This is a genomic window from Allobosea sp. 10N428, from assembly GCF_056394545.1.
The window spans coordinates 94169-120051 of the sequence record NZ_JBFTIC010000001.1; the positions used below are offsets into that span (position 1 = coordinate 94169).

Sequence of the window (25883 nt, forward strand, 5' to 3'; positions counted from 1 at the left end):
CGGTTTTCTTTTGTCCTGGCGTCGCGGCTCAGTGGCTCTTGCCGCCTACCGTCATCCGGTCGACCCAGGCGATGCCGATGGCGGAGAAGATGAAGACGACGTGGATCAGCGTCTGCAGCAGGACGCCTGTCTCGGTGTAGTTCGCGGTCCTGCCCACGATGCCGATATTGCCGGCCTCGATGAAGGTCCTGAGCAGGTGGATCGACGAGATGCCGATGATCGCCATCGCCAGCTTGATCTTGAGGATGCTCGCATTGACGTGGCTCAGCCATTCCGGCTGGTCGGGATGGCCTTCGAGCCGCAGCCGGGAGACGAAGGTCTCGTAGCCGCCGACGATGACCATGATCAGCAGATTCGAGATCATCACCACGTCGATCAGGCCGAGAACGACCAGCATGATCTGCTGCTCGCTGAAATCGAAGGCGTGGGTGACGAGGTGCCAGAGTTCCTTCAGGAAGAGGAAGACATAGACGCACTGAGCCACGATGAGGCCGATATAGAGCGGCAGCTGCAGCCAGCGGGAGCTGAAGATGAGCGCCGGCAGGGGTTTCATCGCGCCAGTGGCGCCTAAGTGGGAGGGCGGGCTGCCGGAGGCCATGGTCGGGTCCTGATCCTTCGAATGTATGACGAGGTTTTTCGGTGGAGAGACGCTAGATGGCGAGGAAAACGCCTCTGCGCAACCCGCCAGCCGATGCTCTGGCACCCAACAGCCACAATGTTGTGACGACCTATTTGCGCCGGGATTGCCTGCTAGTCTTTGCGCGAGATCGACAGATCGCTAGAGTTGAAACCGACCGGGGGAACATGCCGAGTTCCACTCGCACAGGACAGCAGAGGAGTTTCGTCATGATCAGGACGCTTGTCGTCGTCACCGCTCTCGCCGGTTGCGGCGCCATGGCCGCCCCCGCTTCGGCAGCGCCGCTGGCTCCGGCCTCTGCAGCCATTGCCTCGGCCAAGGTCGATTCGGGCCTGCTGCAGAGCGTGCAGTGGCGCCCCTACGGCTATTACGGCCCTCGCTACTATCGCTACAACCGAGGCCCGGCGGTCGGCGCCGGCATCGCAGCTGGCGTCATCGGCGGGGCCCTGGCGGCCGGCGCGCTCGCCGCTCCGCCGCCACCCCCGGTTTACTACGGCTATCCGGCCCCGGCGCCGGTCTATGGCGCGCCCGCGCCTGCCTATGGCTACGGCATCGAGGATGTCGACGCCGTGGCCTACTGCTCGCGCCGCTTCAGGAGCTACAATCCCGAGACCGGCACCTATATCGCCAAGGGCGGTGTGGTTCGCGCCTGCCCCTGACAGGGCTCGACAATCCATTCCCGGATGTTCGCTCCCCGCAGCAATGCGGGGAGTTTTCTTTTCGCGGTGGAAAGCGGCTTGCCATGACGGCGGCGATCCCGCTTATCCTGCGCCCTGCCTAACCCGGAGCGTCTCGTGCGTATCGCCACCTGGAACGTCAATTCGGTGCGCCAGCGTCTCGGCCACCTGCTCGATTTCCTGAAGGAGGCTGAGCCCGCCGCGCTCTGCCTGCAGGAGATCAAGTGCGTGGATGCCGACTTCCCGCGCGCCGAGATCGAGGCGGCCGGCTGGCAGGTCGAGACCCACGGCCAGAAGACCTTCAACGGCGTTGCGATTCTCAGCCGTTCCCGGCTGGAGGATGTCCGGCGCGGCCTGCCCGGCGACGATGGCGACGAACAGGCGCGCTATCTCGAAGGGGTGCTGCCCCTGGGCGACGGCGTGGTGCGCGTGGCCTCGATCTATCTGCCGAACGGCAACCCGCCCAACACCGAGAAATATCCCTACAAGCTCGGCTGGATGCAGCGGCTGACCGCCCATGCCCGGATGCTGCTGGAGCAGGAGGAGCCGCTGGTGCTCGCCGGCGACTACAACGTCATCCCCGAGCCGCGCGACGCCCGCGACCCTGCCGCCTGGGTCAGCGACGCGCTGTTCCTGCCGCACACACGCGACGCCTTCCGCGGGCTGATCAATCTCGGACTGACCGAGGCTGTGCGCAGCACGACCGATGCCGGCGGACTCTACACCTTCTGGGATTATCAGGCCGGCGCCTGGCAGCGGAACAACGGCATCCGCATCGACCATCTGCTGCTCTCTCCACAAGCCGCGGACAGGCTCGCGGGAGTGAGGATCGCCAAGCATGTCCGCGGCTGGGACAAGCCGTCCGACCACGTGCCCGTGATGGTCGAGCTGAACTAAGGGCGGCAACCAGCCTTCAGGCTCGGGCTCGACCCGAGCATCTCGGAAACCAGCGCCATCTCGTCCTGAGATTCTCGGGGGCAAGCCCGAGAATGACGGCGCCCTAGTTCTGGCCGTTGTTGCTGTTGCCGCTGTTGCGCGAGCTCGCCATTTGCTGGCGCTCGACGAGGGCCAGCGCCGCCGAGCGATCGGCAGCCGAAGCTGCGGCGAAGGCGGCAGCGTGGCGCTCGATGATCCAGGATTCGCGCGCCGGGTCGGCACCCTCGCGGGCCATGGCGAGCCACATCAGGCCGAGCACCGGCTGACGCGGCACGCCCTCACCACCGCGCAGCAGCATCTCGCCGAAAGCGGCGCGCGCCGGTGCATGCCCCTTCTCGGCAGCGAGCTTCATCCAGCGCGCCGCCTGCCGCGGATCGCGGCTGGTGCCCTGGCCGGTCATGTAGAGGCGGCCGAGATTGTACTGACCGTCCGGGTCGCCGAAATAGGAGGCAGCATAATTGAACATGTCGAAAGCCCGGTCGGGGTTGGGCTTCACATAGCTGCCCTTGATGCCGTCGGAGAAGTAGCCGCCCAGCGCAACGAAGGCGCTGCCGACGATACGGCCCTCGGCCGTGCCCGGAATGGCGTCGGCATTCTCGTCCGCGATCTTCGAGAAATACTCGAAGGCCTTGAGATCATTGGCCGGAACGCCCTCGCCTCCGGCATACATCCGGCCCAGCTTGTACTGCGCGGTGAGGTGCCCCTGCGAGGCGGCGTATTCGAGTGCGCGAACGGCGCCGACCTTATCGCCGGCAGAGGAATCGCGCATCCAGGCCCGCAACGCATCGCGCGCGCTGTTGAACGGCACGAGCGGCAGCGCCGTATGCCCCGTCGGCGTATTGGGTGCGGGAGCGACGATCGCCGCTCCGGGGGCTCCCGACAGGGAATCGCCCGGTTCCGGCAGCGCGGCGCCCGGAATAGCGCGCGGCGGTACCGGCTTTCCGCCTGCAAGATCCTGGGCACAGGCGGCCTGCTGGCCACCCAGGAACAGGAACAGGCATGCTATGGTCGAGTTAGATATCCGCATAGCAATGGGTTTCGGCCGCCCCTCCTGGATGGGTGACTGCGCCGCCCTTGGCGGAGCCAACCGTCTGCGCGTATTTCCACAGCGCGCCGGAGTTGTAGTCGGTTTTCCTCGGTTTCCAGCCCTTACGACGCTCTTCAAGTTCGGCATCAGAAAGGCGGACTGCGAGCTTTCCTGTGATGGCGTCGAGTTCGATGATGTCGCCGTCGCGGATCAGGCCGATCGGGCCGCCGACAGCGGCCTCGGGGCCGACATGGCCGACGCAGAAACCGCGGGTCGCGCCTGAGAAGCGGCCATCGGTGATCAGCGCGACCTTGTCGCCCATGCCCTGGCCGTAGAGGGCGGCGGTGGTCGACAGCATCTCGCGCATGCCGGGGCCGCCCTTGGGACCCTCATAGCGGATGACGAGGACGTCGCCTTCCTTGTAGGTCCGGTTCTTGACGGCCTCGAAGGCGTCCTCCTCGCAATCGAAGCAGCGGGCCGGGCCGGTGAAGACGAGCTTGTCCTCGGGCATGCCGGCGATCTTCACGATCGCGCCGTCGGGAGCGAGATTCCCCTGCAGGCCGACGACGCCGCCGGTCACCGTAATCGGCTTGTCGGCGCGATAGACCACGTCCTGCTGATCGTTCCACTTCACCGAAGCCATATTCTCGGCGATGGTGCGGCCGGTGACGGTCAGGCAGTCGCCATGGAGGAAGCCGGCATCGAGCAGGCTCTTCATGACGAGCGGAATGCCGCCGACCTCGAACATGTCCTTGGCGACGTATTTTCCGCCCGGCTTCAGGTCGGCGATATAGGGCGTCTTCTTGAAGATCTCGGCGACCTCGAAGAGATCGAAGTCGATGCCGCATTCATGTGCGATTGCCGGCAGGTGCAGCGCGCCATTGGTCGAGCCGCCAGTGGCGGCGACGACCATCGCGGCGTTCTCGAGCGCCTTACGGGTGACGATGTCGCGCGGGCGGATGTTCCGGGCGATCAGCTCCATCACCATCTCGCCGGCGGTGTAGCAGAAGGTGTCGCGGACATCGTAGGGCGCCGGCGCGCCGCAGCTATAGGGCAATGCCAGGCCGATCGCCTCGGCGACCGTCGCCATGGTGTTGGCGGTGAACTGGGCGCCGCAGGAGCCGGCAGAGGGGCAAGCGGCCTCCTCGAGCTCCTTGAGGTCCTCGTCGGACATCGCGCCGACCGAATGCTTGCCGACGGCCTCGAAGACGTCCTGCACCGTGACCGGGCGGCCCTTGAAGGTGCCGGGCAGGATCGAGCCGCCATAGATGAAGATCGACGGCACGTTGAGGCGAACCATCGCCATCATCATGCCGGGCAGAGACTTGTCGCAGCCGGCCAGGCCGACGAGAGCGTCGTAGCAATGGCCGCGCATGGTCAGCTCGACCGAGTCGGCGATGACCTCGCGCGAGGCGAGCGACGACTTCATGCCCTGGTGGCCCATGGCGATGCCGTCGGTGACGGTGATGGTGCAGAACTCGCGCGGCGTGCCGGCGGCGGACGCCACGCCCTTCTTCACGGCCTGGGCCTGGCGCATCAGCGAGATGTTGCAGGGGGCCGCCTCGTTCCAGCAGGAGGCGACGCCGACGAAGGGCTGCGCGATCTGCTTCGCGGTCATGCCCATCGCATAATAGTAGGAGCGGTGCGGGGCCTTGGCCGGGCCAACGCTCACATGGCGGCTCGGCAGCCTCGACTTGTCGAACACACGCGTATCCATCGCCACTCGTCCCGTCCCCCGACCAGCACGGCGCGAAGATGTGCCACGCCATGCACGCCGGGAGCAATCGCACCCCCGAATACCCAACAGCGGCCCGGAACCGATCCGACACCCGCACGTTAGTTCCAATTTGAATATATCTCAGGGACTTAACGCCCCGTTTTGCTGGGCGCCGTTTGTGGCGGCATCGCGGCGATTGCGATAGTCGCGAGAGCGCGGGGCGCCGATCTCATCGGTGTGTTGCGGCGATGTCACAAAGTTGAGTGCGGCAGTTGACGCAGCGGCCGCTCAGACCCGTCTGCAAATTCCCTCAAGCCCTCATCCTCGGGAGCCATTCCGCCGGGAATGGAGTCTCGAAGGATGCTCCAGGAGATTCAGGAGAGATCTGGGCCATCCTTCGAGACGCGCCTGAAGGCGCCCCCTCGGGATCAGGCTGGCGTTTTCAAGCAGCCGCTCAGAGCACCATGGGAAGGACGAAGAAGCCGCCGACGATGATGGCGAGGAGGGCGAGCGCCGTCATCGGCAGATGCTTCTCGATGAAGATGCGGATGTCGTCGCCATAGAAGCGCAAGGCCACGGCGATCATCAGGAAGAATGTGGTGCGCGACACCACCATGCCGATGGTGAACTTCCACAGGTCGAAATGCAGGAAGCCCGACATGATCGTGACGATCTTGAACGGAATCGGCGTCAGGCCCTTGGTGACGAGAACCCAGAACCAGTAGTCCTGCGAGGACGAGATCAGGTGCGCGGCCTTGTCCTGCAGCCCGTAGATGCCGATCAGCCAGGCGCCGACCGATTCGTAGAGCAGAGCGCCGATGGCATAGCCGAGATAGCCGCCGAGCACCGCACCGAGCGAGCAGATGCCGGCATAGAACCAGGCGCGGTCGGGCCGGGCGATGCACATCGGAATCAACAGCGGGATCGGCGGCAGCGGGCTGACCGAGCTTTCAACGAAGGTGATGGCGAAGAGCAGCCAGGGGGCAGCAGGATGGGAGGCGTACGAAACGCACCAGTCATAAGCTCGCTTGAGCATGGGTTCTGAACAGCCGGTCCTTTGGCCGCCACGCATTCTGCATGGCGGATTTGCGTCGGGCGCATCTAAGCGGGGTCCGCGAGAGATTGCCAGTCCTCTCTTGGATCAACGTCAATTTGACGACATTGCCGTGACCGGATTGCGGTGGCCGGTCACGATAGCCGCGTCAGCGCCTCGGCGATCTTGAGCTTGCGCGCTTGCGCCGCAGCCTTGCGCTCGCGGTTCTCCTCGACGATCTCTTCCGGCGCGCGGGCCATGAAATCAGGGTTGCCCAGCTTCTTCTCGACGATCGCGATGTCCTGATCGAGCTTGGCGAGTTCCTTCGTCAGGCGCGTGCGCTCCGCGTCGAGGTCGATCAGGCCGGCGAGCGGCAGCGCCGCCACCTCGCCGCGCACGATGATCTGTGCCGATTGCGCCGGCGCAGCCGCCTCGAAGGCGATGTCGGAGGCGCGAGCGAGACGCTCGATCATCGGCCGCCAGCTCTCGATCGTCGCCCGCGTCGCAGTGGAAGCGTTGACGAGGACGAGCGGCGCCTGTGTGCCGGCGGGAACATTGACCTCCGAGCGCACCGAGCGGATGTCCGAGATCAGGTCGACGACGAAGCCGATCTCAGCCTCGGCCGCCGAATCCTTGAGCGCTGAAAGATCGGGCCAGCGGGTGAGGCAGACCAGCGAAGCATCGCCCGTCGCCAGCTTGCGCGGCGCGCCGGCCTCGGCCTTCTGCGCCCAGAGCTCCTCGGTCAGGAACGGCATGAACGGGTGCAGCAACTGGCAGATCAGGTCGATGACGTAGGCGACCGTCGCCTGTGTCTCGGCCTTCGCCGCGGCATCGACGCCCTCGCCCTGCAGCACCGGCTTGGCAAGCTCCAGATACCAGTCGCAGAACTGGTTCCAGACGAAGCGATAGGCCGCGCCCGCCGCCTCGTTGAACTTGAAGCTGGGGATGCCCGCCGCGACCTCCTCGGCCGCCTGCGCGGCTTCGCTGAGGATCCAGCGGTTCAGCGGCTGCTTGACCGAGGCTGGGTCGAAATCGGCAGCGCGCAGGCAGCCGTTCAGTTCAGCGAAGCGCGCGGCGTTCCAGATCTTGGTCGCGAAGTTGCGATAGCCCTCGACGCGGGACGTCGCGAGCTTGATGTCGCGGCCCTGCGCCGCCATGGCGGCCAGCGTGAAGCGCAGCGCATCGGCGCCATATTTGTCGACCAGCACCAGCGGATCGATGACGTTGCCTTTCGACTTCGACATCTTCGCGCCCTTCTCGTCGCGAACGATGGCGTGCAGATAGACCTCGCGGAATGGAACCTCGTCCATGAAGTTGAGGCCCATCATCATCATCCGGGCGACCCAGAAGAAGATGATGTCGAAGCCGGTGACGAGCGTCGCCGTCGGGTAATAGTGCTTCAGCTCGGCCGTCTGCTCCGGCCAACCCAGCGTCGAGAAAGGCCAGAGCGCCGAGGAAAACCAGGTGTCGAGCACGTCCTCGTCGCGCTTGAGCGCGACGGTGTCGCCGTAATGCGCCATCGCCAAAGTCTGCGCCTCAGCTTCCGACTCGGCGACGAAGACCTCGCCGTCCGGTCCATACCAGGCTGGGATCTGATGGCCCCACCAGAGTTGGCGCGAGACGCACCAGGGCTCGATATTCTCCAGCCAGTCGTAGAAGACCTTGGTCCAGTTCTCAGGCGTGAAGGTCGTGCGGCCGTCGCGGACCGCCTTGATCGAGCGGTCGGCCAGCGGCTTGACGTCGACATACCACTGGTCGGTCAGCCAGGGCTCGATGACGACGTCAGAGCGGTCGCCATGCGGCACGGTATGGCCATGCGGCTCGACCTTCGCGAGATAGCCGCGCTCGGCCATCATCGCGACGACGCGGCGGCGCGCGACGAAACGGTCGAGGCCGTCGAGCGCGAGCGTCTCGGCTTCCGGCTTGGAACCGGCCAGGAAATCCTCGTTGCCGGCGAGCAGGATACGCGCCTCGCCGTCGAGGATGTTGACGACATCGAGCTTGTGGCGCTTGCCGACCTCGAAATCGTTGAAGTCATGCGCCGGGGTGATCTTGACCGCGCCGGTGCCCTTCTCCGGATCCGCATAGTCGTCGGGCACGATCGGGATGACGCGGCCGACCAGCGGCAGCACGGCATTGCGCCCGATCAGATGGCCGATTGTCTCGTTATCCGGGTGGACGGCGATCCCGGTGTCGCCAAGCATCGTCTCGGGACGGGTCGTGGCAACGGTGATGAAGGTCGAGGCGTCGTCCGCGTCGTAGGTCGCGCCTTCGAGTGGATAGTTGAAATAGTAGAGATGGCCGTTCGGGTCGCGGTTCAGAGCCTTGTCGAGCTTGGCGGCGTCGAAAGGCTCCTCGCTGCCCCGCTCCCATTTGAACGTGCCGGTCTTCTCGACCTGCAGGACCTCGATATCCGAGATCGCGGTCTGGAATTTCGGATCCCAGTTCACCAGCCGCTTGGCGCGATAGATCAGCCCCTGCTTGTGCAGGCCGACGAAGACCTTGAGGACGGCGGCCGACAGCCCCTCATCCATGGTGAAGCGTTCGCGCGACCAGTCACAGGAAGCGCCGAGACGGCGGAGCTGGTTGAAGATCGTGCCGCCCGACTCCTCCTTCCACTTCCAGACTTCGGCCAGGAAGGCCTCGCGCCCCATCGTGCGGCGGTCGGTGCGGTCTTCGGCGGCGAGCTTGCGCTCGACGACCATCTGGGTCGCGATGCCCGCGTGGTCGGTGCCGGGCTGCCAGAGCACGTCCTTGCCGCGCATGCGCTCGAAGCGGCAGAGCACGTCCTGGAGCGTGTTGTTGAGCGCGTGGCCCATATGCAGCGAGCCGGTGACGTTCGGCGGTGGGATCACGATGCAATAGGGCTCGGCCCCGGGGGCGGAGCCCCTGCCCGCCTTGAAGGCTTCAGCCTCGTCCCAGGCCTTGCTGATCCGGGCCTCGACGGCTGCCGGCTCGAAAGTCTTGTCCATCATCACATCGCTCGAACGCAGAAAGGCCGGGGAACCTGCCCCGGCCGGAAGATCACAGGCCAAAAGGTCTCGTGTCTTAAGAGCGCATGCGAAGGGCGCCCGTCAACGTTTTCGATGACGCGCAATCGTCAGCCTTGCGCTGAAGCGGCTCAACCAAGGTTTGACTGCAGGAACCAGAGCGACTTGTCGAGCATGCGCGAATAGGCCGTCAGGATGTCGGCGGAGTCGGCGTCGCCAGCCTCGGCGCAGGCGTCGATCGCGTCGCGAACCTTGTTGCCGGTGTCGGCATAGCGCTCGATCAGTGCGTGGAGATGATCCTGAACCGACACGATCTCGGTCGGATAGGGTTTGAGCGAGGTCGCCGCGACCGTCGTCTGCGCGGTGCCGAGCGCGATGCCGCCGAGCTGCGCGATCCGCTCCGCGACAGTGTCGACATGCTCGTCGAGGTCGTCGCGAAAACCGTCCAGCATGAGATGCACGGCGATAAAGCCCGGTCCCTTCAGATTCCAGTGCGCCTGCTTGGTGACCAGCGCCAGATCGATGCCGTCGGCAAGTCGTTCGTTGAGCAGCCCGACGACCTTCGTCTTGGTGTTCGAAGCCAGATCGATCTTGCTCGATTTGACGATCTTCGCGGATGCGGAGGTCTTCGGCGCAGTCTTCGTGGCAGGCTTGGCCATGACAAATCCCCCTAAGCGGACAACGACAAAGGAAAGCACGCTGCGCCGAGAGCGGGCGCGGCGTGCCACTCCCTACGCACGGGGGGCACCATTGTTCCCTCGCCAAAGCCTGAACTCCGGAGGGAACCTGCCACGCAGCGATCCGTTGCATCCCAAACAGCTGCAACGGGAGACACCGACATGCCTCACAACGATCAGAAGCGCGTCTGGGACCTCATCGACTCGATTAAATTCGCGATGCTCGTGACCCATGATGGAAACGGCGACGAGCTTCGGGCACGTCCGATGCACGCCCATGGCAAGCGCGAGGAGGACGCCATCTACTTCCTGACGGATCGCCGCCATCACAAGGACGACGAGATCCAGATCAACGATAATGTCTGCCTCGCCTTCTCCGACACGAGCGGACACCGCTATCTGTCGATCAGCGGCACGGCGAGCTTGGTCGACGATCCCGCCCGCGTGCGTGCGCTGTGGGAGCCGAGCAACAAGGCGTTTTGGGACGACGAGAACGATCCCAACATTCGCATCCTGCGCGTGCGGCCCTCAATGGCCGAGTTCTGGGACAGCCCCGGCAAGATTGTCACCAGCGTCAAGATGGCCGCGGCGGCTCTGACCGGTGCGAAACCCGAACTCGGAGAACACCGCAAGGTTGTCCTCTAAAGCTCTGCTGCTGAACGGAAAAACGATGCTGAAGCTCATTGTTCATGGCCTCGGGGCATGGTTCGCCGTCGAGGCCGCCTCGGGGCGCTATCCGCATCCGATTGCGGTCGGGCTGACGATGCTGGTGTCGCGGCTTGGCGCGCCCGCGACCTTGCTCGCGGTCGCTGGATACGGGCTCGAACGGCTCAGGGAAGCCGGGGCCTTCGACAGCCGGGCTCGGCAGCCACGGCGCCGCCAGGCAGCGCCTGCCGCCATACGGCGGCGCAGAGCGCAACCCGTCAGCCCTCCCCGGGAAAGCTCGCAACGAACCGAGATCTGATCGCGCTCCGCCTGCACCCATGAGCGGCCGCGGGAGCGTGGCGGGCCTTGGAGCCGGTCAGCTGCGTCCGCCGCGGGCGACGCGCTCTATCTCGGAGCGGACCAGACGCTCGACCATCGTCGGAAGGTTGTCGTCGAGCCAGGTCTTGAGCATCGGCTTGAGCATGTCCTTGACCAGGTCTTCCAGCGTCCGGGCGTTGTTGCTGAGCACGGTGCTGGCGAGTTGGCCGAAAGCGTTGGTCACGGCCGAGCTGGCCTGGTCCGACAGCAGGCTTGCCATGTCCACGGCAGGCGCGGGCGACGCAGCGATGACGGGAGCCGGTTCCGGCGCAGGAGGCGGCGGCGCCGCAACAGCAACGGCCAGCTGCTCATCGGCGAAGGCGATGTCGGAATCGTCGACGATGCTGATCGGTGGGGCTGGTTCAGCTTCAGCTACAGGCGCAGCTGTCGGGGCTGCGATCAGAGCGGCTTCGGCTCCCAGATCCAGCACGTCATCATCGATAGCCGCTATCGTGGCCGGCTCGGGCTCGGGCTCCGATTGCAGAACCTGAGCGGCAGCAGCCTCACCCGGCTTCGCCTCATCGTCCGAAATGATCCGGCGAATGGAAGCGAGAATCTCTTCCATCGACGGTTCGTTGGGCTTGGCTTGCGCGCTCATGAAGGCCTGACCGTTCGACATCGGGCGCGCCGATGGAATCAACGCTGCTCCAAGAGCGGATTATTCCACGACTTATCGGGCAGACAAGGCGATGACGGCCTCTCCCACAGGAGAAATCGGCGCTGTTGCGCGAATGCGCCGGCCCCGATCGCCGCGCGTCCTGTCGAACGCGCTATGGCGATCTTCCTTTGTTCGAGCATCGGGTTTGTCCGAAAAGTGGATTCCACTTTTCGGTCCGATGCTCGAGGCGGCCGTCATCATGGCCAGCCGCAATTAAGGAGAGCCTCAGCGGCCGTCAGGCGTCTGTGTGCCCCACAACAGGCCCTTGACCTGATCGTAGTGCTGGCGGGGCTCGTAGGTCTCCGCCTTGAGTTTGAGCGTCTGCGAGGAGAGCTTGCCGACGGCCGAAAGCACCGCATAGGACGCGACGACACGATCGCGCTGCGCCGTCACCAGGCTCGAACGCGCACTGACCAGTTCCTGCTGCGCGTTCAGGACGTCGAGAGTGGTTCGCTGGCCGACCTTGGCTTCTTCGCGAACACCGGCAAGCGCCGTCGAGGACGCCTCGACCTGAGCCTGCGCGGCGATGATCTGGGCTTTGGCCGCTTCCAACCCGCCCCAGGCGGAGACGACCGCCGCGCGAACCGTATCGCGCTGCGTATCGACATCGATCCGGCGTTGCCCGGCCGTTTCTTTGGCCTGGCGCGTGCGGGAGTAGACCTGCCCGCCTTCATAGATCGGGATCGTCAGCGCGCCGACGATGGTCGCAGACAGGCGGTTGTCGCCGAAGAACGTGCTGTCGTAACGCTGCTGGACCGTGCCGGTGACGCCAAAGGTCGGGTATAGGTCAGCTTCCGTCACCTTCACCTGCAACTCGGCGGCATCGACGCCGTGCAGGGCCGCGACGATCGCCGGGTGATTTCCGAGGGCATGATTCAGCGCCAGCGGGAGCGATTTCGGCAGGAGGTTCTCGACCGGACGGGCGGGCGTCAGCGAACGCGGCTCGATGCCGATATTCTGGCGAAACCGCGCCACCGAGGTCTTGAGATTCGATTCGGCGAGAATCGCCTGCGACTGCGCCGAGGACAGCCGCGCCTCAGCCTGCGCGACGTCGGTTCGCGTCACCTCGCCGACCTGAAATCGGTCGCGTGTCTGGCGCAGCTGCTCTTCCAGAACCTCGACGTTGTTACGGTTCAGGCTGAGAATCGCCGTGTCGCGCAGCACGTTCATATAGGACGTCGCGCCATCGAGCAGCACGTTCTGCTCGGTATTGCGCAGGGTAGCGCGTGCGCCAAGCACCTGCGATTCGGACTGGCCGACCGAGTTGCGGGTCTTGCCGGCGTCGAAAATGTTCTGCGTGATCGAAACCCCGGCGCCGCGCGGCGCCAGCCGACTGACGGTGCTGTTGTGAAGGCCCGATGACGTACTGCCGGCCGGGGTGTCGGTCTCCAAGATGCTCGCGCCGATATCGGCCGAAGCCTGGATACGGGGACGATATCCGGAAAGAGCCTGCGGAACATTCTCGTCTACGGCGCGCACCGATGCGCGCTGCGAATTCAGCGTCGGGTTACCTGAATAGGCCCGAGCCAGCGCGGCTTCCATCGACTGGGCCGCCGCAGGCAAAGCCCAGCCGCCTGACATCGCCAAGGCGATGATGGCGGAGAGCCCGAACCCGGAAATCTTGTCGTATTGTCTTTTCACTGGACGCCTCGTGTGCGCACTGAAGTCGCGCCCAGGCTACGCCCCAGCCTCGGCATAAGTCTCAATTTCATACTCTGCCCGACGCCGCGAGCCAACGCATGGGTGCCGTCAGGAGCATTTCCCTCGGAACCTGCCACAAAAATGCGACACCCTCCTTTCGAAAATGCAAACGCTCAAAAGATGAAGGCCTCCGGTCGGCGGAACTCGGACAGAACCGGAGCCGCAGCGTCGAACACCGGGCGGCCGGCAACGATATCCGCGGATTTTCGATAGAGTTTGACCCGGGCGGCGCGGCCTGCCCCCTCGACCACGACCAGCCGCCCCTCGGCACGCAGCAAGGGGAAGAGCGATTCCGGCTCGGTCTCGCAAGAGCCGCTCACCAGAATCGCGTCGAACGATTCGCTGGCAGGCTGCGTGGCAGTGATCGTGACCTGGCGAGCGCCGGCGGCGCGCAGCGCGCCTTCGGCAAGAATGCGAGCGGCCGAGTCGGGCTCCCACAATGTCACCTTGGCGCCGACATGGGCCATCAGAGCCGCACCATAGCCGGAGCCGCCGCCATATTCGAGCGCATCCTCACCCGCCTGCAGGTCGAGCAGCTGGATCATGCGGGCGATGACCATCGGCGCCATCAGCGCACGCCCGGTGCCCGGCAAGGCGATCGACTGATCGAGATAGGCAAGATGCGTGAAATTTTCCGGGACGAACACCTCACGCGGGACCGCATCGGCCGCAGCCAGAACGGCCCGATCGGTCACGTCATAGGTACGCAACTGGCAATCGACCATGTTGCGGCGCAGCCCGCTGAAACCTTCCATAACCCTGAACTCTCCGTCTGCGCTGGCACCGGGCACGGAGCGGCCACGAGAGCACATTCCGCGCGACCGGCTCAGCGCCGTCACGGCTGCTTTGTGTTCGACCCGCGCGCAAAAGGCAAGCGCGCCTTGCATCGCAACAAGGCGGTGGGCGGTTGGGTGAACTAACGATTTCGGGGGGAAATGTTGGCTCCCGGAGCAGGATTCGAACCTGCGACCAATCGATTAACAGTCGATTGCTCTACCGCTGAGCTATCCGGGAACAACGTGGCGGGGTCATAGCGGGGCGCCCCCGGCAGCGCAAGCCCCTTGCGAGCCAACGAAGCAGATTTGTCATCAACGCTGTGGACGGTGCGATGCCGGCTTGCGGCGAACTGCGGCTTGTGGTTATAGCGCTTTCGCTGAAGCGGCAGACGCCGCTTTCGCCGGAAGGCCTCGTGGCGGAGTGGTTACGCAGAGGACTGCAAATCCTTGCACCCCGGTTCGATTCCGGGCGAGGCCTCCAAGCATATTTCCTTATTCCTGATGCCGATCTGCCGCCTGCCGCGTTTGACTGGCGTGCGCACGATGTTGCGCCCCGCGGGTGAGGAATGATGGCCCAACACGCCCTGCACTGGTTCAGGAACGATCTGCGACTGGCTGACAACCCTGCCCTCGCCGCCGCGGCGCAGGCCGGGCCGGTCCTCTGCCTCTATATTCTCGACACCAGCCCCGATCGTCGCCCGCTCGGCGCAGCCTCGCGCTGGTGGCTGTCGCGCTCGCTCGACACGCTCGGCATTGCGCTGGCGCAGAAAGGCAGCGAGCTCGTGCTGATGCAAGGCGATCCGGCTGCGCTGATTCCACGCGTCGCGGCAGCGGCCGGGATCAGGCTGGTCACGTGGAATCGCCGCTACGAGGCAGAGGCGATCGCGCTCGATCGCCAGCTCAAGGAAGAACTGTCGCGGTGCGGAATCAGCGTCCATAGCTTCAACAGCCATCTCCTGAACGAGCCCTGGCAGGTCACAACCACGACCGGGCAGCCGATGAAGGTGTTCACGCCGTATTGGCGCGCCGCCCGGCAGAAGGGCGAGCCGCTGGCTCCGATTCCTGCGCCAGCGCGAATCGAGGCGGTTGCCCTGCCCGATTCGATCGAGCCTCTCAGCGTTACCCTGCCGAATCTCGGGCTCGAGCCCCGGAAGCCCGACTGGGCCGGGGGCATGCGGGCGGAATGGACGCCGGGAGAAGACGGCGCCTCCGCTCGACTCGACGATTTTCTCGCCGGCGGACTGGCGGGTTATGCCGAAGGCCGCGACCGGCCAGGCCGCGAATCCACGTCGCGCCTTTCACCGCATCTACGCTTCGGCGAGATCGGCCCATGCCAGATCTGGCATGCGCTCCATCATGCCCGCGCCACCGGCGAGGCGGCGGGATCGGAACGCGATGCGGAAAAATTCCTGTCCGAGATCGGCTGGCGGGAATTCTCCTACCACCTGCTCTTCCACAATCCCGAGCTGGCGACACGCAACTACGATGAGCGCTTCGACTGTTTTCCCTGGCAACCCGCCAGGGAAGCGCTGAGCCGCTGGCAGCGCGGACAGACCGGCATCCCGCTGGTCGACGCCGGCATGCGCGAGCTCTGGGCGACAGGGTGGATGCACAACCGTGTCCGGATGGTCACGGCGTCCTTTCTGATCAAGCATCTGCTGCAGGACTGGCGCGCCGGCGAAGCCTGGTTCTGGGACACGCTCGTCGATGCCGACCCCGCCAACAACGCTGCCAGCTGGCAATGGGTGGCCGGATCGGGCGCCGACGCCTCGCCCTATTTCCGCATCTTCAATCCGGTCACGCAGGGCGCGACCCATGACCCCGCCGGCGGCTATGTGCGCAAATGGGTGCCGGAGCTGGCCGGGCTCGCGAATGACGACATCCACGAGCCGTGGAAGGCGTCCGAGATGGCGTTGCGCGCGGCGGGAGTGCGAATCGGCGAGACCTATCCGGCCCCGCTCGTCGACCTCGCCTTCGGGCGCCAGCGCGCGCTCGATGCCTTCGCCAAGATCCGCAACCGTTGAAGCAACGCTCAGTCAGGCCGCTCGGCAAAGCGGGACATCAGCGCGAAATAGATCGGATAAGGCAATAGCCGCGCCGCCTTCAGGATCCAGGCGAGGCGACGCGGGAAGGTGATTTCGAAGCCGCCGCGCTCGAAGCCGTCGACGATTCGACGGGCGCCATCCTCCACCGTCAGCAGGAACGGCATCGGGAATCGCCGGCCCTGCGTCATCGGCGTGTCGACGAAACCGGGATTGACCAGTTGCAGGCGAATGCCGGCTGCCTTGCAATCGAAGCGCAGCGCCTCGCAGAAATAGATCGCGCCCGCCTTGGCGGCACCATAGGCGGCAGCACCGGGAAGGCCACGGTAGCCGACCAGCGACGCGTTGACCGCGATCTGGCCGCGCCCGCGGGCAGCCATACGCGACTCCACGGCGAAGAGGCTTTTCACGACGCCGAGCAGATTGACCGCGACAACCTTTTCGACCGTCTCGGCATCAATCCTGCCGCCTTGCCCCGACGCGATGCCGGCATTCAGGAACGCCAGCGCGATCGGTCCGTGAATGCTCTCGATGGCCTCCGTCACTCCCCGCATCGCCTGTGCGTCGGTCACGTCGCCGGCATGGGCTACGATGCGGCCCGGCAGGCCTTCAGCCTCGCGCGCCACCGCTTCGAGGGCATCGGTCCTGCGCGCGGTGATCGCGACCGTCCAGCCGCGCCGCGCCAGCTCGAGCGCGACCGCCGCGCCGATGCCGGAGCTGGCACCGGTGATCCAGGCGACGCCGTCCTGCGGGGTCATGCGGGGCAAGGCCATCGGCGGCTCCGGTTTGATCGGAACAGCCATCTAGGCATCGAAACGCGATGCCGGAAGCCATGCGGTCCAAATCATCCCCGTTATCCCGCCAAGGCTGTGGCACTGTCGCGGCAATCGGTGCAGTCTGCGCGGCGAAGGCGCCTTGCGCGCGACCCGCGAGATTGACGTGATCATGTCGACCGAACTGCTGTTTCGCCAGGATGCCTATCTGCAGGAGACGCCTGCGACCGTCCAAACCGTCAACGAGCGCGGCGGCGTTATCCTCGACCGTACGGTGTTCTACGCGACCGGCGGCGGCCAGCCCGGCGATGTCGGGCATCTCCGACTGACGGACGGCGGCATCGTCGCCATCGGCACCACGATCTACGATCCCGAGGACAAGAGCCGCGTCATCCATGTTGCCGCTGAGGGACAGGCGCTGCCGGCGCCGGGCGATGCCGTCACGGCAGTGCTCGACTGGGAGCGCCGCTTCAAGCGCATGCGCGTGCACACCGCGCTCCATCTGCTCAGCGTCGTGCTGCCCTTCCCCGTCACGGGGGGATCGATCGGCGATGGCGACGGGCGGCTCGATTTCGACATCCCGGAAGGCGGACTGGACAAGGCCGAAATCACCGAAAAGCTCCAGGCCTTGGTCGCGCGCCATGCCGACGTGACCGAACGCTGGATCACCGACGAGGAGCTCGACGCCAATCCGGGCCTGGTCAAGACGATGTCGGTCAAGCCGCCGCGCGGCTCGGGCCGCGTCCGGCTCGTGGCTATCGGCGATATCGATCTGCAGCCCTGCGGCGGAACCCATGTCCGCAACACGGCGGAGATCGGCCTCGTCAGCGTCACCGATATCGAGAAGAAGGGCAAACAGAACCGGCGCGTGCGCATCGCGCTGGCCTAAGATTGGCTTTCGACGGACCGTCACGGTCATTTCGAGGCCGCGCCGATCCGGAATCCATCGCGTTCCATGATGGATTCCGGGGCAAGCCCGGAATGACGGAGCGGATCCGATCATCAGATAAGACTTTGCCCAGAGGATACGCCTATGGCCCGTGAAGACGTTTTCGTTTCGACCGAGTGGCTCGCCGAGCGCCTGAACGCGCCCGATATCGTCGTCGTCGATGCCTCCTGGTATCTGCCGGCGCAGAAGCGCGACGGAGCGGCCGAATATGCCCAGCGCCGCATTCCCGGCGCGGTCCATTTCGATATCGAGAAGATCAAGGACAGCCGCTCGTCCCTGCCCCACATGCTGCCATCCGCCCCCGAATTCGCGGCGGCCGTCGGCGCGCTTGGCATCGGCGACGGCATGCGCATCGTCGTCTATGACGGGCTCGGCTTCTTCTCGGCCCCGCGCGTGCGCTGGACTTTCAAGGTGTTCGGCGCGCGAGACGTCGTCATCCTTGACGGCGGCTTCCCGAAATGGCTCGCCGAGGGCCGTCCCGTCGAGGAAGACAGTCCGCAGCCGCGCCAACCCCGCAGCTTCACCGCCCGGCTCGACAACGGCGCCGTCGCGGATGCCGAGGACGTGGCGCGGGCCACGGCCTCGCAGGCGATCCAAGTGGTCGATGCGCGCGCGGCCGACCGCTTCCGCGGCGAAGCGGCGGAGCCGCGTCCCGGTCTCCTCTCCGGCCATATTCCCGGCTCGCTCAACCTTCCGTCATCCCAGCTCACCTCCGATGGCAGGCTGAAGTCTCCCGAGGAGATCACGGAATTGTTCCGGGATGCCGGCGTCGATCTCGACAAGCCCTCGATCATGACCTGCGGTTCGGGCGTCTCCGCCGTGATTCTGTCGACGGCGCTCGAGACCGTCGGCAAGCCGGCCAAGGCGATCTATGACGGCTCATGGTCCGAATGGGGCATGGGCCAGCGGCCTGTGGCGACCGGGCCAGCGAAGAAGGACTGATCGGGAGACTGCCATGGACCACGATCACGATCATTCGCACGACCACCCGCACGATCACAGCCATGACGGCGAGCCGCGCTGGAAGCATGAGGGCGTGCGCGTCATCTCCGGCGACAAGCTCGATCCCAACACGGCGCAGACGCCCGGCATGTTCCGGCAGGCGGCGATCAACCATGCCCGTGTCGGTGCGCAGAAGATCTGGGCCGGCACGGTTGCGATCGAGCCCAACGCCAAGACCGGCGTGCATCACCATGGCGAGCTCGAAAGCGTGATCTATGTGGTGAGCGGCAAGGCCCGCATGCGCTGGGGCGAGCGGCTTGAATTCGTCGCCGAGGCCGGGCCGGGCGACTTCATCTATGTGCCGCCCTTCGTGCCGCATCAGGAGATCAACGCCGATCCCGACAACCCACTGCAATGCGTGCTGGTGCGCTCGGACAACGAGGCGGTGGTGGTCAACATCACCGATGTCGACCCGGTCGAAAAGCCGGAAGAGGTCTATTGGGTCGACCCCATCCACAAGCACCCGCACGGCTGAGCGGAACTGCAGAAACGCCGTCGTTTTGCTCGGGCTTGCCCCGAGCATCTCCTGCCAGGGTTCTCGGGTCTGCGCTTCGCTCCGCCCTAGAACGACGGCGTTCTCAACGGGGCAACCTCAACCCGTCTCGAAATCGCCGGGCTGCGGCGGGGCGATCGGCGTGAACAGCGTGCGGTCCGGCTTGATGTCGAGGAGCGGCGTCTCGTCGAGGCAGTCGAGCCCGCGCACCAGCAACACCCGCCCTTCCCGCGCCACCAGCGTCGCGATCGAGGTGCCGATCGGATTGGGCCTCACCGGCGTGCGCAAGGCAAACGTGCCGTGGGTCTCGCCGTTGTTGGCCGGGCTCTGGCGGACGAGGTCCCGGCGCGACTGGTGCAGCCAGTAGAGCACCTCGAGCCGTTCGAAGCGCTCGACGCCATCCAGGGCCTCGTCCCAGGGCGGGAAGAGTTCGATGCGGCAGATCGGCCCGTCCGCCCTGCCCTGGCGCGGACAGGTCAGCCGCGAGGTCCAGGGCGTGCGGATCGTACCGATGAAGACGAGGCCGGCATCGGTCGCCTGCGGCGGCGCGACGGCGACCTCCTTCTCGCGGATTTCGTTCTCGCGGACCATGCCGGCAGACCTCCTCAGTCGATTGCGATCATCACGTCGGACGCCTTCACCACGGCATAGGCCTCCTTGCCGACGGTCAGCCCGAGATCGTCCACCGCCGCATTGGTGATCGAGGACGTCACGATCGCGCCGCCGATATCGATGCGCACATGAGCCGTCGTCGCGCCCTTGGTGATCTCGACGATCCTGCCCTTGAGCTGATTGCGCGCGCTGATCTTCATGGCTCGTCCTTTCGTTGCGACGGCGCCTTGACTTGGCTCGGGGGGCGCGGCAACCATCGTTATATCCATCGATATACAACGATAAATTCGAGCGAGGAACAGCATGTTGAAGCGTCGCACCCTGCTGGGCATGGGCCTGGCTCTTGCCGTGAGTTCCGCCCCGGCGTTCAACGCCGCGCAGGCGCAGACGAAGGACCTCGTCATCTTCGCCGCTGCCAGCATGAAAAATGCGCTCGACGAGGCCGCCGCCAACTGGGTTAGGGAGAGCGGCAAGCCCGCGCCGAAGATCTCCTACGCCGCCAGCAACACGCTCGCGAAGCAGCTGGAGAACGGCGCCCCGGTCGACCTCTTCGTCTCGGCCGATCTCGACTGGATGGACTATGCGGCCAGCAAGGGCCTGATCAAGCCGGACACCCGCGTCAGCCTGCTCGGCAACCGCATCGTGCTCGTTACCAGCAAGGATTCGACCGCCAAGCTCGACCTCAAGCCCGGCGTCGATGTTTCTGCGGCTGTCGGCTCCGGCCGCCTCGCCATGGGCAATGTCGATTCCGTCCCGGCCGGCAAATACGGCAACGCTGCGCTGGAAAAACTCGGCGCCTGGGACAAGGTGAAGGACAAGATCGCGCAAGCCGACAATGTCCGCGCCGCTCTGCTGCTGGTCTCGCGCGGCGAGGCCCCGCTCGGCATCGTCTATGCGACCGACGCGGCCGCCGACCCGCAGGTCAAGGTCGTCGCAACCTTCCCCGAGGCTTCGCATCCGCCGATCATCTATCCCGTCGCCGTTACCAAGGATTCGGCCAATCCCGACGCGCAGGCCTTCCTGACTTATCTGCGCAGCCCCGCTGCCAAGCCTGTCTTCGAGAAGCAGGGCTTCACGGTTCTCAACAAGCCCGCCACCTCTTCGTGACCGACTGGCTTTCGCCCGAAGAATGGACGGCGGTGAGGCTCAGCCTCATCGTCGCCAGCACGGCCATGCTCGCGAGCCTGCCGCTCGGGCTTGGCGTTGCGCTTCTGCTGGCGCGCGGGCGCTTCTGGGGCAAGTCTCTGCTCGACGCCATCGTCCATATGCCGCTGATCCTGCCGCCGGTGGTGACCGGATATCTGCTGCTCATCGGCTTCGGCCGGCGCGGGCCGATCGGGCAGTTCCTCTATGACTGGTTCGGGATCGTTTTCTCGTTCCGCTGGACGGGTGCGGCGCTGGCCTGCGGGGTGATGGGCTTTCCGCTGATGGTCCGCGCCATCCGTCTCTCGATCGAAGCCGTCGACCGCAAGCTGGAAGCCGCCGCCGGCACGCTCGGCGCGAGCCCCGTCTGGGTCTTCCTCATCGTCACCCTGCCGCTCTGCCTGCCCGGCATCATCGCCGGCATGATCCTGTGCTTCGCCAAGGCGATGGGCGAATTCGGCGCGACGATCACCTTCGTCTCCAACATCCCCGGCGAGACGCAGACGCTGCCGTCGGCGATCTACACCTTCACGCAGGTGCCCGGCGGCGATGCCGGCGCCTTGCGCTTGACGCTGATCTCGATCGTGATCTCGGTCGCGGCGCTCTTTCTCTCCGAATTGATGGCGCGCATCGTCGGTCGCCGGATCGACATCGAATGAAGCCCGCTCTCGACATCGCGGTCCGGCACCGGCTCGGCGACTTCAAGCTCGATGCCTCCTTCACCTCCGATGGGCGCCTGACCGCGCTGTTCGGCAGTTCGGGCTCGGGCAAGACCTCGCTCGTCAATGTCATCGGCGGGCTGATCCGCCCGGATTCCGGCTATGTCCGCGTCGATGGCGAGACGCTGGTCGAAACCAAACGTGGCATCTGCTTGCCGAAGCACCGCCGGCGCATCGGCTATGTCTTTCAGGAGGCCCGGCTTTTCCCCCATCTCACCGTGCGCCAGAACCTGCTGTTCGGGCACTGGTTCGTGCCGCGCGCCCAACGCAAGCCGGCCGAACTCGACAAGGTGCTCGAGTTGCTCGGCATCGGCCATCTGCTGCTGCGGCGGCCGGGCACCCTCTCGGGTGGCGAGAAGCAGCGGGTCGCCATCGGCCGCGCCCTGCTGGCGCAGCCCCGCCTTTTGCTGATGGACGAGCCGCTGGCCGCGCTCGACGAAGCGCGCAAGGCCGAGATCCTGCCGCATATCGAGCGGCTGCGCGACGAGGTCGGCATACCCATCGTCTATGTCTCGCACGCGCTGGCGGAGGTCGCACGTCTCGCCACCACCGTCGTCATGGTCGAGAACGGGCGCATTGCCGCTTGCGGGCCGACAGCCGAGATCCTCGCCCGGCCCGATCTGGCGGCGCGGCCGGGCGCACCGGAAGCGAGCACCCTGCTTGCGGCCGAGGTTGCTGGCTTCGAGGAAGCCTTCGGGCTGGCGCGGCTCGCCACCCTGGCCGGGCCGCTGACGATCGCGCGCGGCACGCTTCGGCAAGGCGAGCGGATCAAGATCCGCATCCTGGCGAGCGACGTCATGCTCAGCCTCGGCCGCCCCGGGGAGATCAGCGCGCTCAACGTGCTGTCCGGCACCATCTCCGAGATCGGCGAGCGCAGCGGGCCCGGCGGCAGCACAGTGCATCTGCTCATCGCCTGCGGCGAGGCGAAGCTGGCGGCGCGTCTGACGGCGAAATCCGTTGCCTTGCTCGGGTTGGCGCCCGGCAAGCCGGTCCATGCGGTGATCAAGAGCGTCTCGGTCGAGATGCCTTGATCCGGACGGTCAGGGCGTCATTCTCGGGCGAAGCGAAGCGCAGACCCGAGAATCTTAGGCAGGATGAGGTGAAAAGCGCCTCTTTCGGCATGAGACGCTCGGGTCAAGCCCGAGCATGACGGCCAAGCCGGTGATCGGAGAATTCGAAGCCCATCATACCCCTTGACCTTCCCACCATGGGAAGCCCTATATCGCTCGTCATCACCCTAAAGGAGACGGCGATGACGGTCATCGACAGGAGCAGGAACGACCTCGAAACCCTTGATGTGGGCGTCGAGGGCATGACCTGCGCGAGCTGCGTCGCCCATGTGGAGCGCGCCATCGCAGCGGTGCCGGGGGTCGATGCGGTCTCGGTCAATCTCGCGACCGAACGGGCACATGTCACTTTCGCCAAGGGCCGCACCGATCTCGGGCAGATCGAGGCCGCGATCCGGCACACCGGCTACACGCCGGTCGAGACGATGATCGAGCTGTCGGTCTCGGGAATGACCTGCGCGTCCTGCGTCGGCCATGTCGAGAAGGCGCTGCGCGCCGTGCCGGGCGTGGTTGAGGCCACCGTCAACCTCGCCACCGAGCGCGCCAGCGTGAAGACGCTCGCCGGCGACGAGATCGTCCCGGCCCTCGTCAAGGCCGTGGCCGGCGCCGGCTACGAGGCGAGCCCGATGGTCGCCGCCGATGGCGACGCGGCCTCGCGCCAGCAGGCCGCCCGGGACGAAGAGCAAGGCAAGTTGCTGCGCTCGGTCATCCTCGCCGGGCTGCTGACCTTGCCGCTGCTCGTCGTCGAGATGGGCAGCCACATGGTCCCTGCCCTGCACCACTGGCTCGCCGGCACCTTCGGCGAATGGAACGTGCGCGTCTTCTCCTTCGCGCTCGCGACCATCGTGCAGTTCGGCCCGGGCCTCGTCTTCCTGCGCAAGGGTTTCCCGGCGCTGCTGCGGCTCGCGCCCGACATGAATTCGCTCGTCATGCTCGGCACCGGCGCGGCCTATCTCTATTCGACCGTCGCGACCTTCCTGCCGGGTCTGCTCCCGGCGGGCACGGAGGGCACCTATTTCGAATCCGGCGCCGTCATCGTGACGCTGATCCTGCTCGGCCGCTGGTTCGAGGCTCGCGCCAAGGGGCGGACCAGCGCCGCCATCCGCAGCCTGATCGCGCTCCAGCCCAAGACCGCCCGCGTGCAGCGTGACGGCGCCGAGAGCGATGTGCCCGTCGAGAGCGTCCGCCCTGGCGATGTCGTCATCCTCCGGCCGGGCGAGCGCGTTGCGGTCGATGGCGAGGTCACGGACGGCACCTCCTACGTCGACGAATCCATGATCACCGGCGAGCCCGCCCCCGTACGCAAGCAGGCCGGCAGCATCGTCACCGGCGGAACCGTCAATGGTTCTGGCGCGCTGCGCTTCACCGCTCGGAAGGTCGGCTCCGACACGCTGCTGGCCCAGATCGTGCGGACCGTCCAGGCCGCGCAGGGCGCCAAGTTGCCGATCCAGGCGCTGGTCGACCGGGTCACGCTCTGGTTCGTGCCGGTGGTGATCGCGCTGGCACTGGCGACCTTCCTGGTCTGGCTGACGTTCGGCCCGAGCCCGGCCCTGTCGCATGCGCTGGTCAATGCCGTCGCGCTGCTGATCATCGCTTGCCCCTGCGCTATGGGCCTGGCCACCCCGACCTCGATCATGGTCGGTACCGGCCGCGGCGCGGAGCTCGGCATCCTGTTCCGGCAGGGCGACGCCTTGCAGGCGCTCAGGGACGTCCAAATCGTCGCGCTCGACAAGACGGGCACGCTGACCAAGGGCAAGCCGGAACTCACCTACATCGAGCCGGCTGCCGGCTTCGCGGTGGACGAGATTCTGCGCCTCGTCGCCTCGGCCGAGAACCGCTCGGAGCATCCGCTGGCACAGGCGCTGGTCGCGGCGGCCAAAGCGCGCGGGCTCGCGCTCGCCGAACCGGCCGATTTCGCCAGCGATCCCGGCCGCGGCGTCACCGCGACGGTCGAAGGTCGCAAGGTCGCGATCGGCGGCCACAGGCTGATGGAGGACGGCGGTCTCGACCTCGCGCCCTTCGCGGCCAGCGCCAAGGCGCTGGCGGAAGCGGGCAAGACGCCGCTCTATGCCGCGATCGACGGCCGGATCGCTGCCGTCATCGCCGTCGCCGATGCTGTGAAGGACACGACGCCCGCGGCCATCGCCGCCTTGCACAAACTCGGCCTGAGGGTCGCGATGGTGACCGGCGACGACCGGCGCACGGCAGAAGCCGTCGCACGCCAGCTCGGCATCGACGAAGTCCGGGCCGAGGTGCTGCCGACGGACAAGGCAGAGGTAGTGAAGGCGCTGCAGCAGCGCGGCGCCAAGGTCGCCTTCGTGGGCGACGGCATCAACGACGCCCCTGCCCTCGCCCAGGCCGATGTCGGCATCGCCATCGGCACCGGCACGGACATCGCAATCGAGAGCGCCGATGTGGTGCTGATGTCGGGCGACGTGATGGGCGTGCCGCGCGCCATCGCCCTGTCGCAGGCGGTGATCGCCAATATCCGCCAGAATCTGGCCTGGGCCTTCGGCTACAATGCCCTGCTGATCCCGGTCGCTGCGGGCGTGCTCTATCCGGCCTTCGGCATCCTGCTCTCGCCGGTCTTCGCCGGGCTCGCCATGGCGCTGTCGAGCGTCAGCGTCGTCAGCAATGCGCTGCGGTTGAAGCGCTTCCAAGTTCCGGTTTCGCATCGACAGGAGACCTGAGATGAATATCGGCGAAGCCGCGACCCGCTCCGGCGTCAGCGCCAAGATGATCCGCTATTACGAGAGCATCGGCCTGATCACACCGCCGGCCCGAACAGCCGCGCAATACCGGGTCTATGCCGATGACGACGTCCATACGTTGCGCTTCGTGCGCCGCTCGCGCGATCTCGGCTTCTCGCTGGAGGAGACGCGCGAACTGCTCGCGCTCTGGCGCGACAAGAGCCGGGCCAGCGCCGATGTGAAGAACCTCGCCATGGCGCATGTGCGCGAGCTCGAGGAAAAGGCGGCAGAACTCAAGGCGATGGCCGACACGCTGCGGCACCTTGCGACGCATTGCCATGGCGACCACCGGCCGGATTGCCCGATCCTCGCCGATTTCGCCGCCACCTCGCCGGTGCAGGGCAAAGCCTGAGACGCTGTTCCGCCATGCGCTGAATGTCTGGACGGCGCCGGCCGAGATTGCTCATATGCCGCTGCCCACCAGAGGCGGGTCCGGCCCGGCTGCATCGGCCCCGTCGGGGAATCCGCCTCTCAACGAAAG

Annotated in this window: 25 protein-coding genes and 2 tRNA genes; 14 read left to right on the plus strand and 13 right to left on the minus strand. The window is 66.0% G+C overall.

Features of this window, described 5'->3' with window-relative positions:
* Positions 1 to 28: 28 nt before the first annotated feature.
* Complete coding sequence (locus AC1DDA_RS00455; RefSeq protein ID WP_476778349.1) at positions 29 to 598, minus strand: TIGR00645 family protein; 570 nt, start codon at positions 596 to 598, stop codon at positions 29 to 31.
* Positions 599 to 846: 248 nt separating this feature from the next.
* On the opposite strand from AC1DDA_RS00455, the gene AC1DDA_RS00460 reads away from it, so the two are divergent.
* On the plus strand, positions 847 to 1296 hold the full coding sequence (locus tag AC1DDA_RS00460) for a BA14K family protein (protein WP_476778350.1): 450 nt from the start codon (positions 847 to 849) through the stop codon (positions 1294 to 1296).
* Between the two features lie 135 nt (positions 1297 to 1431).
* Positions 1432 to 2211: an exodeoxyribonuclease III gene (xth, locus tag AC1DDA_RS00465; protein ID WP_476794188.1), complete on the plus strand. Its 780-nt coding sequence runs from the start codon at positions 1432 to 1434 to the stop codon at positions 2209 to 2211.
* A 103-nt stretch (positions 2212 to 2314) separates the two neighbouring features.
* On the opposite strand, the gene AC1DDA_RS00470 is transcribed toward xth, so the two are convergent.
* The 5 genes from AC1DDA_RS00470 to dps all read right to left on the minus strand — a co-directional run bounded on the left by AC1DDA_RS00470 (position 2315) and on the right by dps (position 9676).
* Positions 2315 to 3277: a tetratricopeptide repeat protein gene (locus tag AC1DDA_RS00470; protein WP_476794189.1), complete on the minus strand. Its 963-nt coding sequence runs from the start codon at positions 3275 to 3277 to the stop codon at positions 2315 to 2317.
* Positions 3264 to 4994, minus strand: a complete 1731-nt coding sequence (gene ilvD, locus AC1DDA_RS00475) for a dihydroxy-acid dehydratase (protein ID WP_476794190.1) — start codon at positions 4992 to 4994, stop codon at positions 3264 to 3266. Before ilvD ends, AC1DDA_RS00470 begins: the two co-directional genes overlap by 14 nt.
* A 454-nt stretch (positions 4995 to 5448) precedes the next feature.
* Complete coding sequence (locus AC1DDA_RS00480; RefSeq protein WP_441513282.1) at positions 5449 to 6030, minus strand: YqaA family protein; 582 nt, start codon at positions 6028 to 6030, stop codon at positions 5449 to 5451.
* Between the two features lie 152 nt (positions 6031 to 6182).
* A complete protein-coding gene (locus AC1DDA_RS00485) occupies positions 6183 to 9002 on the minus strand; it encodes a valine--tRNA ligase (RefSeq protein WP_476794191.1) in 2820 nt (939 codons plus the stop codon).
* 146 nt (positions 9003 to 9148) lie between these two features.
* A complete protein-coding gene (gene dps, locus AC1DDA_RS00490) occupies positions 9149 to 9676 on the minus strand; it encodes a DNA starvation/stationary phase protection protein Dps (protein WP_476778354.1) in 528 nt (175 codons plus the stop codon).
* 180 nt (positions 9677 to 9856) lie between these two features.
* On the opposite strand from dps, the gene AC1DDA_RS00495 reads away from it, so the two are divergent.
* Together AC1DDA_RS00495 and AC1DDA_RS00500 are read left to right on the plus strand one after the other, a co-directional pair.
* Positions 9857 to 10339 (plus strand): pyridoxamine 5'-phosphate oxidase family protein, encoded by a 483-nt coding sequence (locus AC1DDA_RS00495; RefSeq protein ID WP_476794192.1) that lies wholly within the window; start codon positions 9857 to 9859, stop codon positions 10337 to 10339.
* Positions 10340 to 10364: 25 nt separating this feature from the next.
* Positions 10365 to 10658, plus strand: coding sequence for a hypothetical protein (locus AC1DDA_RS00500; RefSeq protein ID WP_476794193.1), 294 nt, complete (start codon positions 10365 to 10367; stop codon positions 10656 to 10658).
* Positions 10659 to 10715: 57 nt separating this feature from the next.
* Here AC1DDA_RS00500 and AC1DDA_RS00505 read toward each other — a convergent pair whose 3' ends face one another.
* The 4 genes from AC1DDA_RS00505 to AC1DDA_RS00520 form a co-directional block, all read right to left on the minus strand.
* Complete coding sequence (locus AC1DDA_RS00505) at positions 10716 to 11336, minus strand: PopZ family protein (RefSeq protein ID WP_476794194.1); 621 nt, start codon at positions 11334 to 11336, stop codon at positions 10716 to 10718.
* Between the two features lie 264 nt (positions 11337 to 11600).
* A complete protein-coding gene (locus AC1DDA_RS00510) occupies positions 11601 to 13016 on the minus strand; it encodes a TolC family outer membrane protein (RefSeq protein WP_441513276.1) in 1416 nt (471 codons plus the stop codon).
* A 173-nt stretch (positions 13017 to 13189) separates the two neighbouring features.
* Positions 13190 to 13831 carry a protein-L-isoaspartate O-methyltransferase family protein gene (locus tag AC1DDA_RS00515; RefSeq protein WP_476794195.1) on the minus strand — a complete coding sequence of 214 codons (642 nt, stop codon included), beginning with the start codon at positions 13829 to 13831 and terminating at the stop codon, positions 13190 to 13192.
* Positions 13832 to 14015: 184 nt separating this feature from the next.
* Positions 14016 to 14090 (minus strand) — tRNA-Asn (locus AC1DDA_RS00520).
* A gap of 169 nt (positions 14091 to 14259) precedes the next feature.
* Between AC1DDA_RS00520 and AC1DDA_RS00525 the strand changes: the two genes are divergently transcribed.
* Both AC1DDA_RS00525 and AC1DDA_RS00530 read left to right on the plus strand, forming a co-directional pair.
* Positions 14260 to 14333, plus strand: a tRNA-Cys gene (locus tag AC1DDA_RS00525).
* A gap of 88 nt (positions 14334 to 14421) precedes the next feature.
* Positions 14422 to 15876 (plus strand): cryptochrome/photolyase family protein, encoded by a 1455-nt coding sequence (locus tag AC1DDA_RS00530; RefSeq protein ID WP_476794196.1) that lies wholly within the window; start codon positions 14422 to 14424, stop codon positions 15874 to 15876.
* Between the two features lie 8 nt (positions 15877 to 15884).
* Here AC1DDA_RS00530 and AC1DDA_RS00535 read toward each other — a convergent pair whose 3' ends face one another.
* Complete coding sequence (locus AC1DDA_RS00535; RefSeq protein ID WP_476794197.1) at positions 15885 to 16667, minus strand: SDR family NAD(P)-dependent oxidoreductase; 783 nt, start codon at positions 16665 to 16667, stop codon at positions 15885 to 15887.
* Between the two features lie 172 nt (positions 16668 to 16839).
* On the opposite strand from AC1DDA_RS00535, the gene AC1DDA_RS00540 reads away from it, so the two are divergent.
* From AC1DDA_RS00540 to AC1DDA_RS00550, 3 genes are all read left to right on the plus strand, one after another.
* Positions 16840 to 17556, plus strand: a complete 717-nt coding sequence (locus AC1DDA_RS00540; RefSeq protein ID WP_476795108.1) for an alanyl-tRNA editing protein — start codon at positions 16840 to 16842, stop codon at positions 17554 to 17556.
* A 144-nt stretch (positions 17557 to 17700) separates the two neighbouring features.
* The gene (gene sseA, locus AC1DDA_RS00545) at positions 17701 to 18558 is read left to right on the plus strand and encodes a 3-mercaptopyruvate sulfurtransferase (RefSeq protein WP_476794198.1); all 858 of its coding nucleotides are present in this window, start codon (positions 17701 to 17703) and stop codon (positions 18556 to 18558) included.
* A 13-nt stretch (positions 18559 to 18571) separates the two neighbouring features.
* Positions 18572 to 19093, plus strand: a complete 522-nt coding sequence (locus AC1DDA_RS00550) for a cupin domain-containing protein (protein ID WP_476794199.1) — start codon at positions 18572 to 18574, stop codon at positions 19091 to 19093.
* A 117-nt stretch (positions 19094 to 19210) separates the two neighbouring features.
* Here the strand turns inward: AC1DDA_RS00550 and tsaA are convergent, their stop codons facing one another.
* Positions 19211 to 19702: a tRNA (N6-threonylcarbamoyladenosine(37)-N6)-methyltransferase TrmO gene (gene tsaA / locus AC1DDA_RS00555; RefSeq protein ID WP_476794200.1), complete on the minus strand. Its 492-nt coding sequence runs from the start codon at positions 19700 to 19702 to the stop codon at positions 19211 to 19213.
* A gap of 14 nt (positions 19703 to 19716) precedes the next feature.
* Positions 19717 to 19923 (minus strand): TOBE domain-containing protein, encoded by a 207-nt coding sequence (locus AC1DDA_RS00560; RefSeq protein ID WP_061967953.1) that lies wholly within the window; start codon positions 19921 to 19923, stop codon positions 19717 to 19719.
* Positions 19924 to 20026: 103 nt separating this feature from the next.
* Here AC1DDA_RS00560 and modA point away from each other — a divergent pair, with 103 nt between their 5' ends.
* The 5 genes from modA to cueR all read left to right on the plus strand — a co-directional run bounded on the left by modA (position 20027) and on the right by cueR (position 25754).
* Positions 20027 to 20830 carry a molybdate ABC transporter substrate-binding protein gene (gene modA / locus AC1DDA_RS00565; RefSeq protein WP_476794201.1) on the plus strand — a complete coding sequence of 268 codons (804 nt, stop codon included), beginning with the start codon at positions 20027 to 20029 and terminating at the stop codon, positions 20828 to 20830.
* Positions 20827 to 21525, plus strand: coding sequence for a molybdate ABC transporter permease subunit (gene modB, locus AC1DDA_RS00570; RefSeq protein ID WP_476794202.1), 699 nt, complete (start codon positions 20827 to 20829; stop codon positions 21523 to 21525). Before modA ends, modB begins: the two co-directional genes overlap by 4 nt.
* On the plus strand, positions 21522 to 22616 hold the full coding sequence (gene modC / locus AC1DDA_RS00575) for a molybdenum ABC transporter ATP-binding protein (protein ID WP_476794203.1): 1095 nt from the start codon (positions 21522 to 21524) through the stop codon (positions 22614 to 22616). The genes modB and modC overlap by 4 nt, the downstream gene beginning before the upstream one ends.
* A 221-nt stretch (positions 22617 to 22837) precedes the next feature.
* A complete protein-coding gene (locus AC1DDA_RS00580) occupies positions 22838 to 25342 on the plus strand; it encodes a heavy metal translocating P-type ATPase (RefSeq protein ID WP_476794204.1) in 2505 nt (834 codons plus the stop codon).
* Between the two features lies 1 nt (position 25343).
* Positions 25344 to 25754, plus strand: coding sequence for a Cu(I)-responsive transcriptional regulator (gene cueR, locus AC1DDA_RS00585; RefSeq protein WP_441513262.1), 411 nt, complete (start codon positions 25344 to 25346; stop codon positions 25752 to 25754).
* Positions 25755 to 25883 lie beyond the last annotated feature (129 nt).

Coding starts and splice junctions, on each gene's coding strand:
- AC1DDA_RS00455 (WP_476778349.1), bottom strand. CDS start 598: ATGGCCTCCGGCAGCCCGCCCTCCCACTTAGGCGCCACTGGCGCGATG.
- AC1DDA_RS00460 (WP_476778350.1), top strand. CDS start 847: ATGATCAGGACGCTTGTCGTCGTCACCGCTCTCGCCGGTTGCGGCGCC.
- AC1DDA_RS00470 (WP_476794189.1), bottom strand. CDS start 3,277: ATGCGGATATCTAACTCGACCATAGCATGCCTGTTCCTGTTCCTGGGT.
- ilvD (WP_476794190.1), bottom strand. CDS start 4,994: ATGGATACGCGTGTGTTCGACAAGTCGAGGCTGCCGAGCCGCCATGTG.
- AC1DDA_RS00480 (WP_441513282.1), bottom strand. CDS start 6,030: ATGCTCAAGCGAGCTTATGACTGGTGCGTTTCGTACGCCTCCCATCCT.
- AC1DDA_RS00485 (WP_476794191.1), bottom strand. CDS start 9,002: ATGATGGACAAGACTTTCGAGCCGGCAGCCGTCGAGGCCCGGATCAGC.
- dps (WP_476778354.1), bottom strand. CDS start 9,676: ATGGCCAAGCCTGCCACGAAGACTGCGCCGAAGACCTCCGCATCCGCG.
- AC1DDA_RS00495 (WP_476794192.1), top strand. CDS start 9,857: ATGCCTCACAACGATCAGAAGCGCGTCTGGGACCTCATCGACTCGATT.
- AC1DDA_RS00500 (WP_476794193.1), top strand. CDS start 10,365: ATGCTGAAGCTCATTGTTCATGGCCTCGGGGCATGGTTCGCCGTCGAG.
- AC1DDA_RS00505 (WP_476794194.1), bottom strand. CDS start 11,336: ATGTCGAACGGTCAGGCCTTCATGAGCGCGCAAGCCAAGCCCAACGAA.
- AC1DDA_RS00515 (WP_476794195.1), bottom strand. CDS start 13,831: ATGGAAGGTTTCAGCGGGCTGCGCCGCAACATGGTCGATTGCCAGTTG.
- AC1DDA_RS00530 (WP_476794196.1), top strand. CDS start 14,422: ATGGCCCAACACGCCCTGCACTGGTTCAGGAACGATCTGCGACTGGCT.
- AC1DDA_RS00535 (WP_476794197.1), bottom strand. CDS start 16,667: ATGGCCTTGCCCCGCATGACCCCGCAGGACGGCGTCGCCTGGATCACC.
- AC1DDA_RS00540 (WP_476795108.1), top strand. CDS start 16,840: ATGTCGACCGAACTGCTGTTTCGCCAGGATGCCTATCTGCAGGAGACG.
- sseA (WP_476794198.1), top strand. CDS start 17,701: ATGGCCCGTGAAGACGTTTTCGTTTCGACCGAGTGGCTCGCCGAGCGC.
- AC1DDA_RS00550 (WP_476794199.1), top strand. CDS start 18,572: ATGGACCACGATCACGATCATTCGCACGACCACCCGCACGATCACAGC.
- tsaA (WP_476794200.1), bottom strand. CDS start 19,702: ATGGTCCGCGAGAACGAAATCCGCGAGAAGGAGGTCGCCGTCGCGCCG.
- AC1DDA_RS00560 (WP_061967953.1), bottom strand. CDS start 19,923: ATGAAGATCAGCGCGCGCAATCAGCTCAAGGGCAGGATCGTCGAGATC.
- modA (WP_476794201.1), top strand. CDS start 20,027: ATGTTGAAGCGTCGCACCCTGCTGGGCATGGGCCTGGCTCTTGCCGTG.
- modC (WP_476794203.1), top strand. CDS start 21,522: ATGAAGCCCGCTCTCGACATCGCGGTCCGGCACCGGCTCGGCGACTTC.
- AC1DDA_RS00580 (WP_476794204.1), top strand. CDS start 22,838: ATGACGGTCATCGACAGGAGCAGGAACGACCTCGAAACCCTTGATGTG.
- cueR (WP_441513262.1), top strand. CDS start 25,344: ATGAATATCGGCGAAGCCGCGACCCGCTCCGGCGTCAGCGCCAAGATG.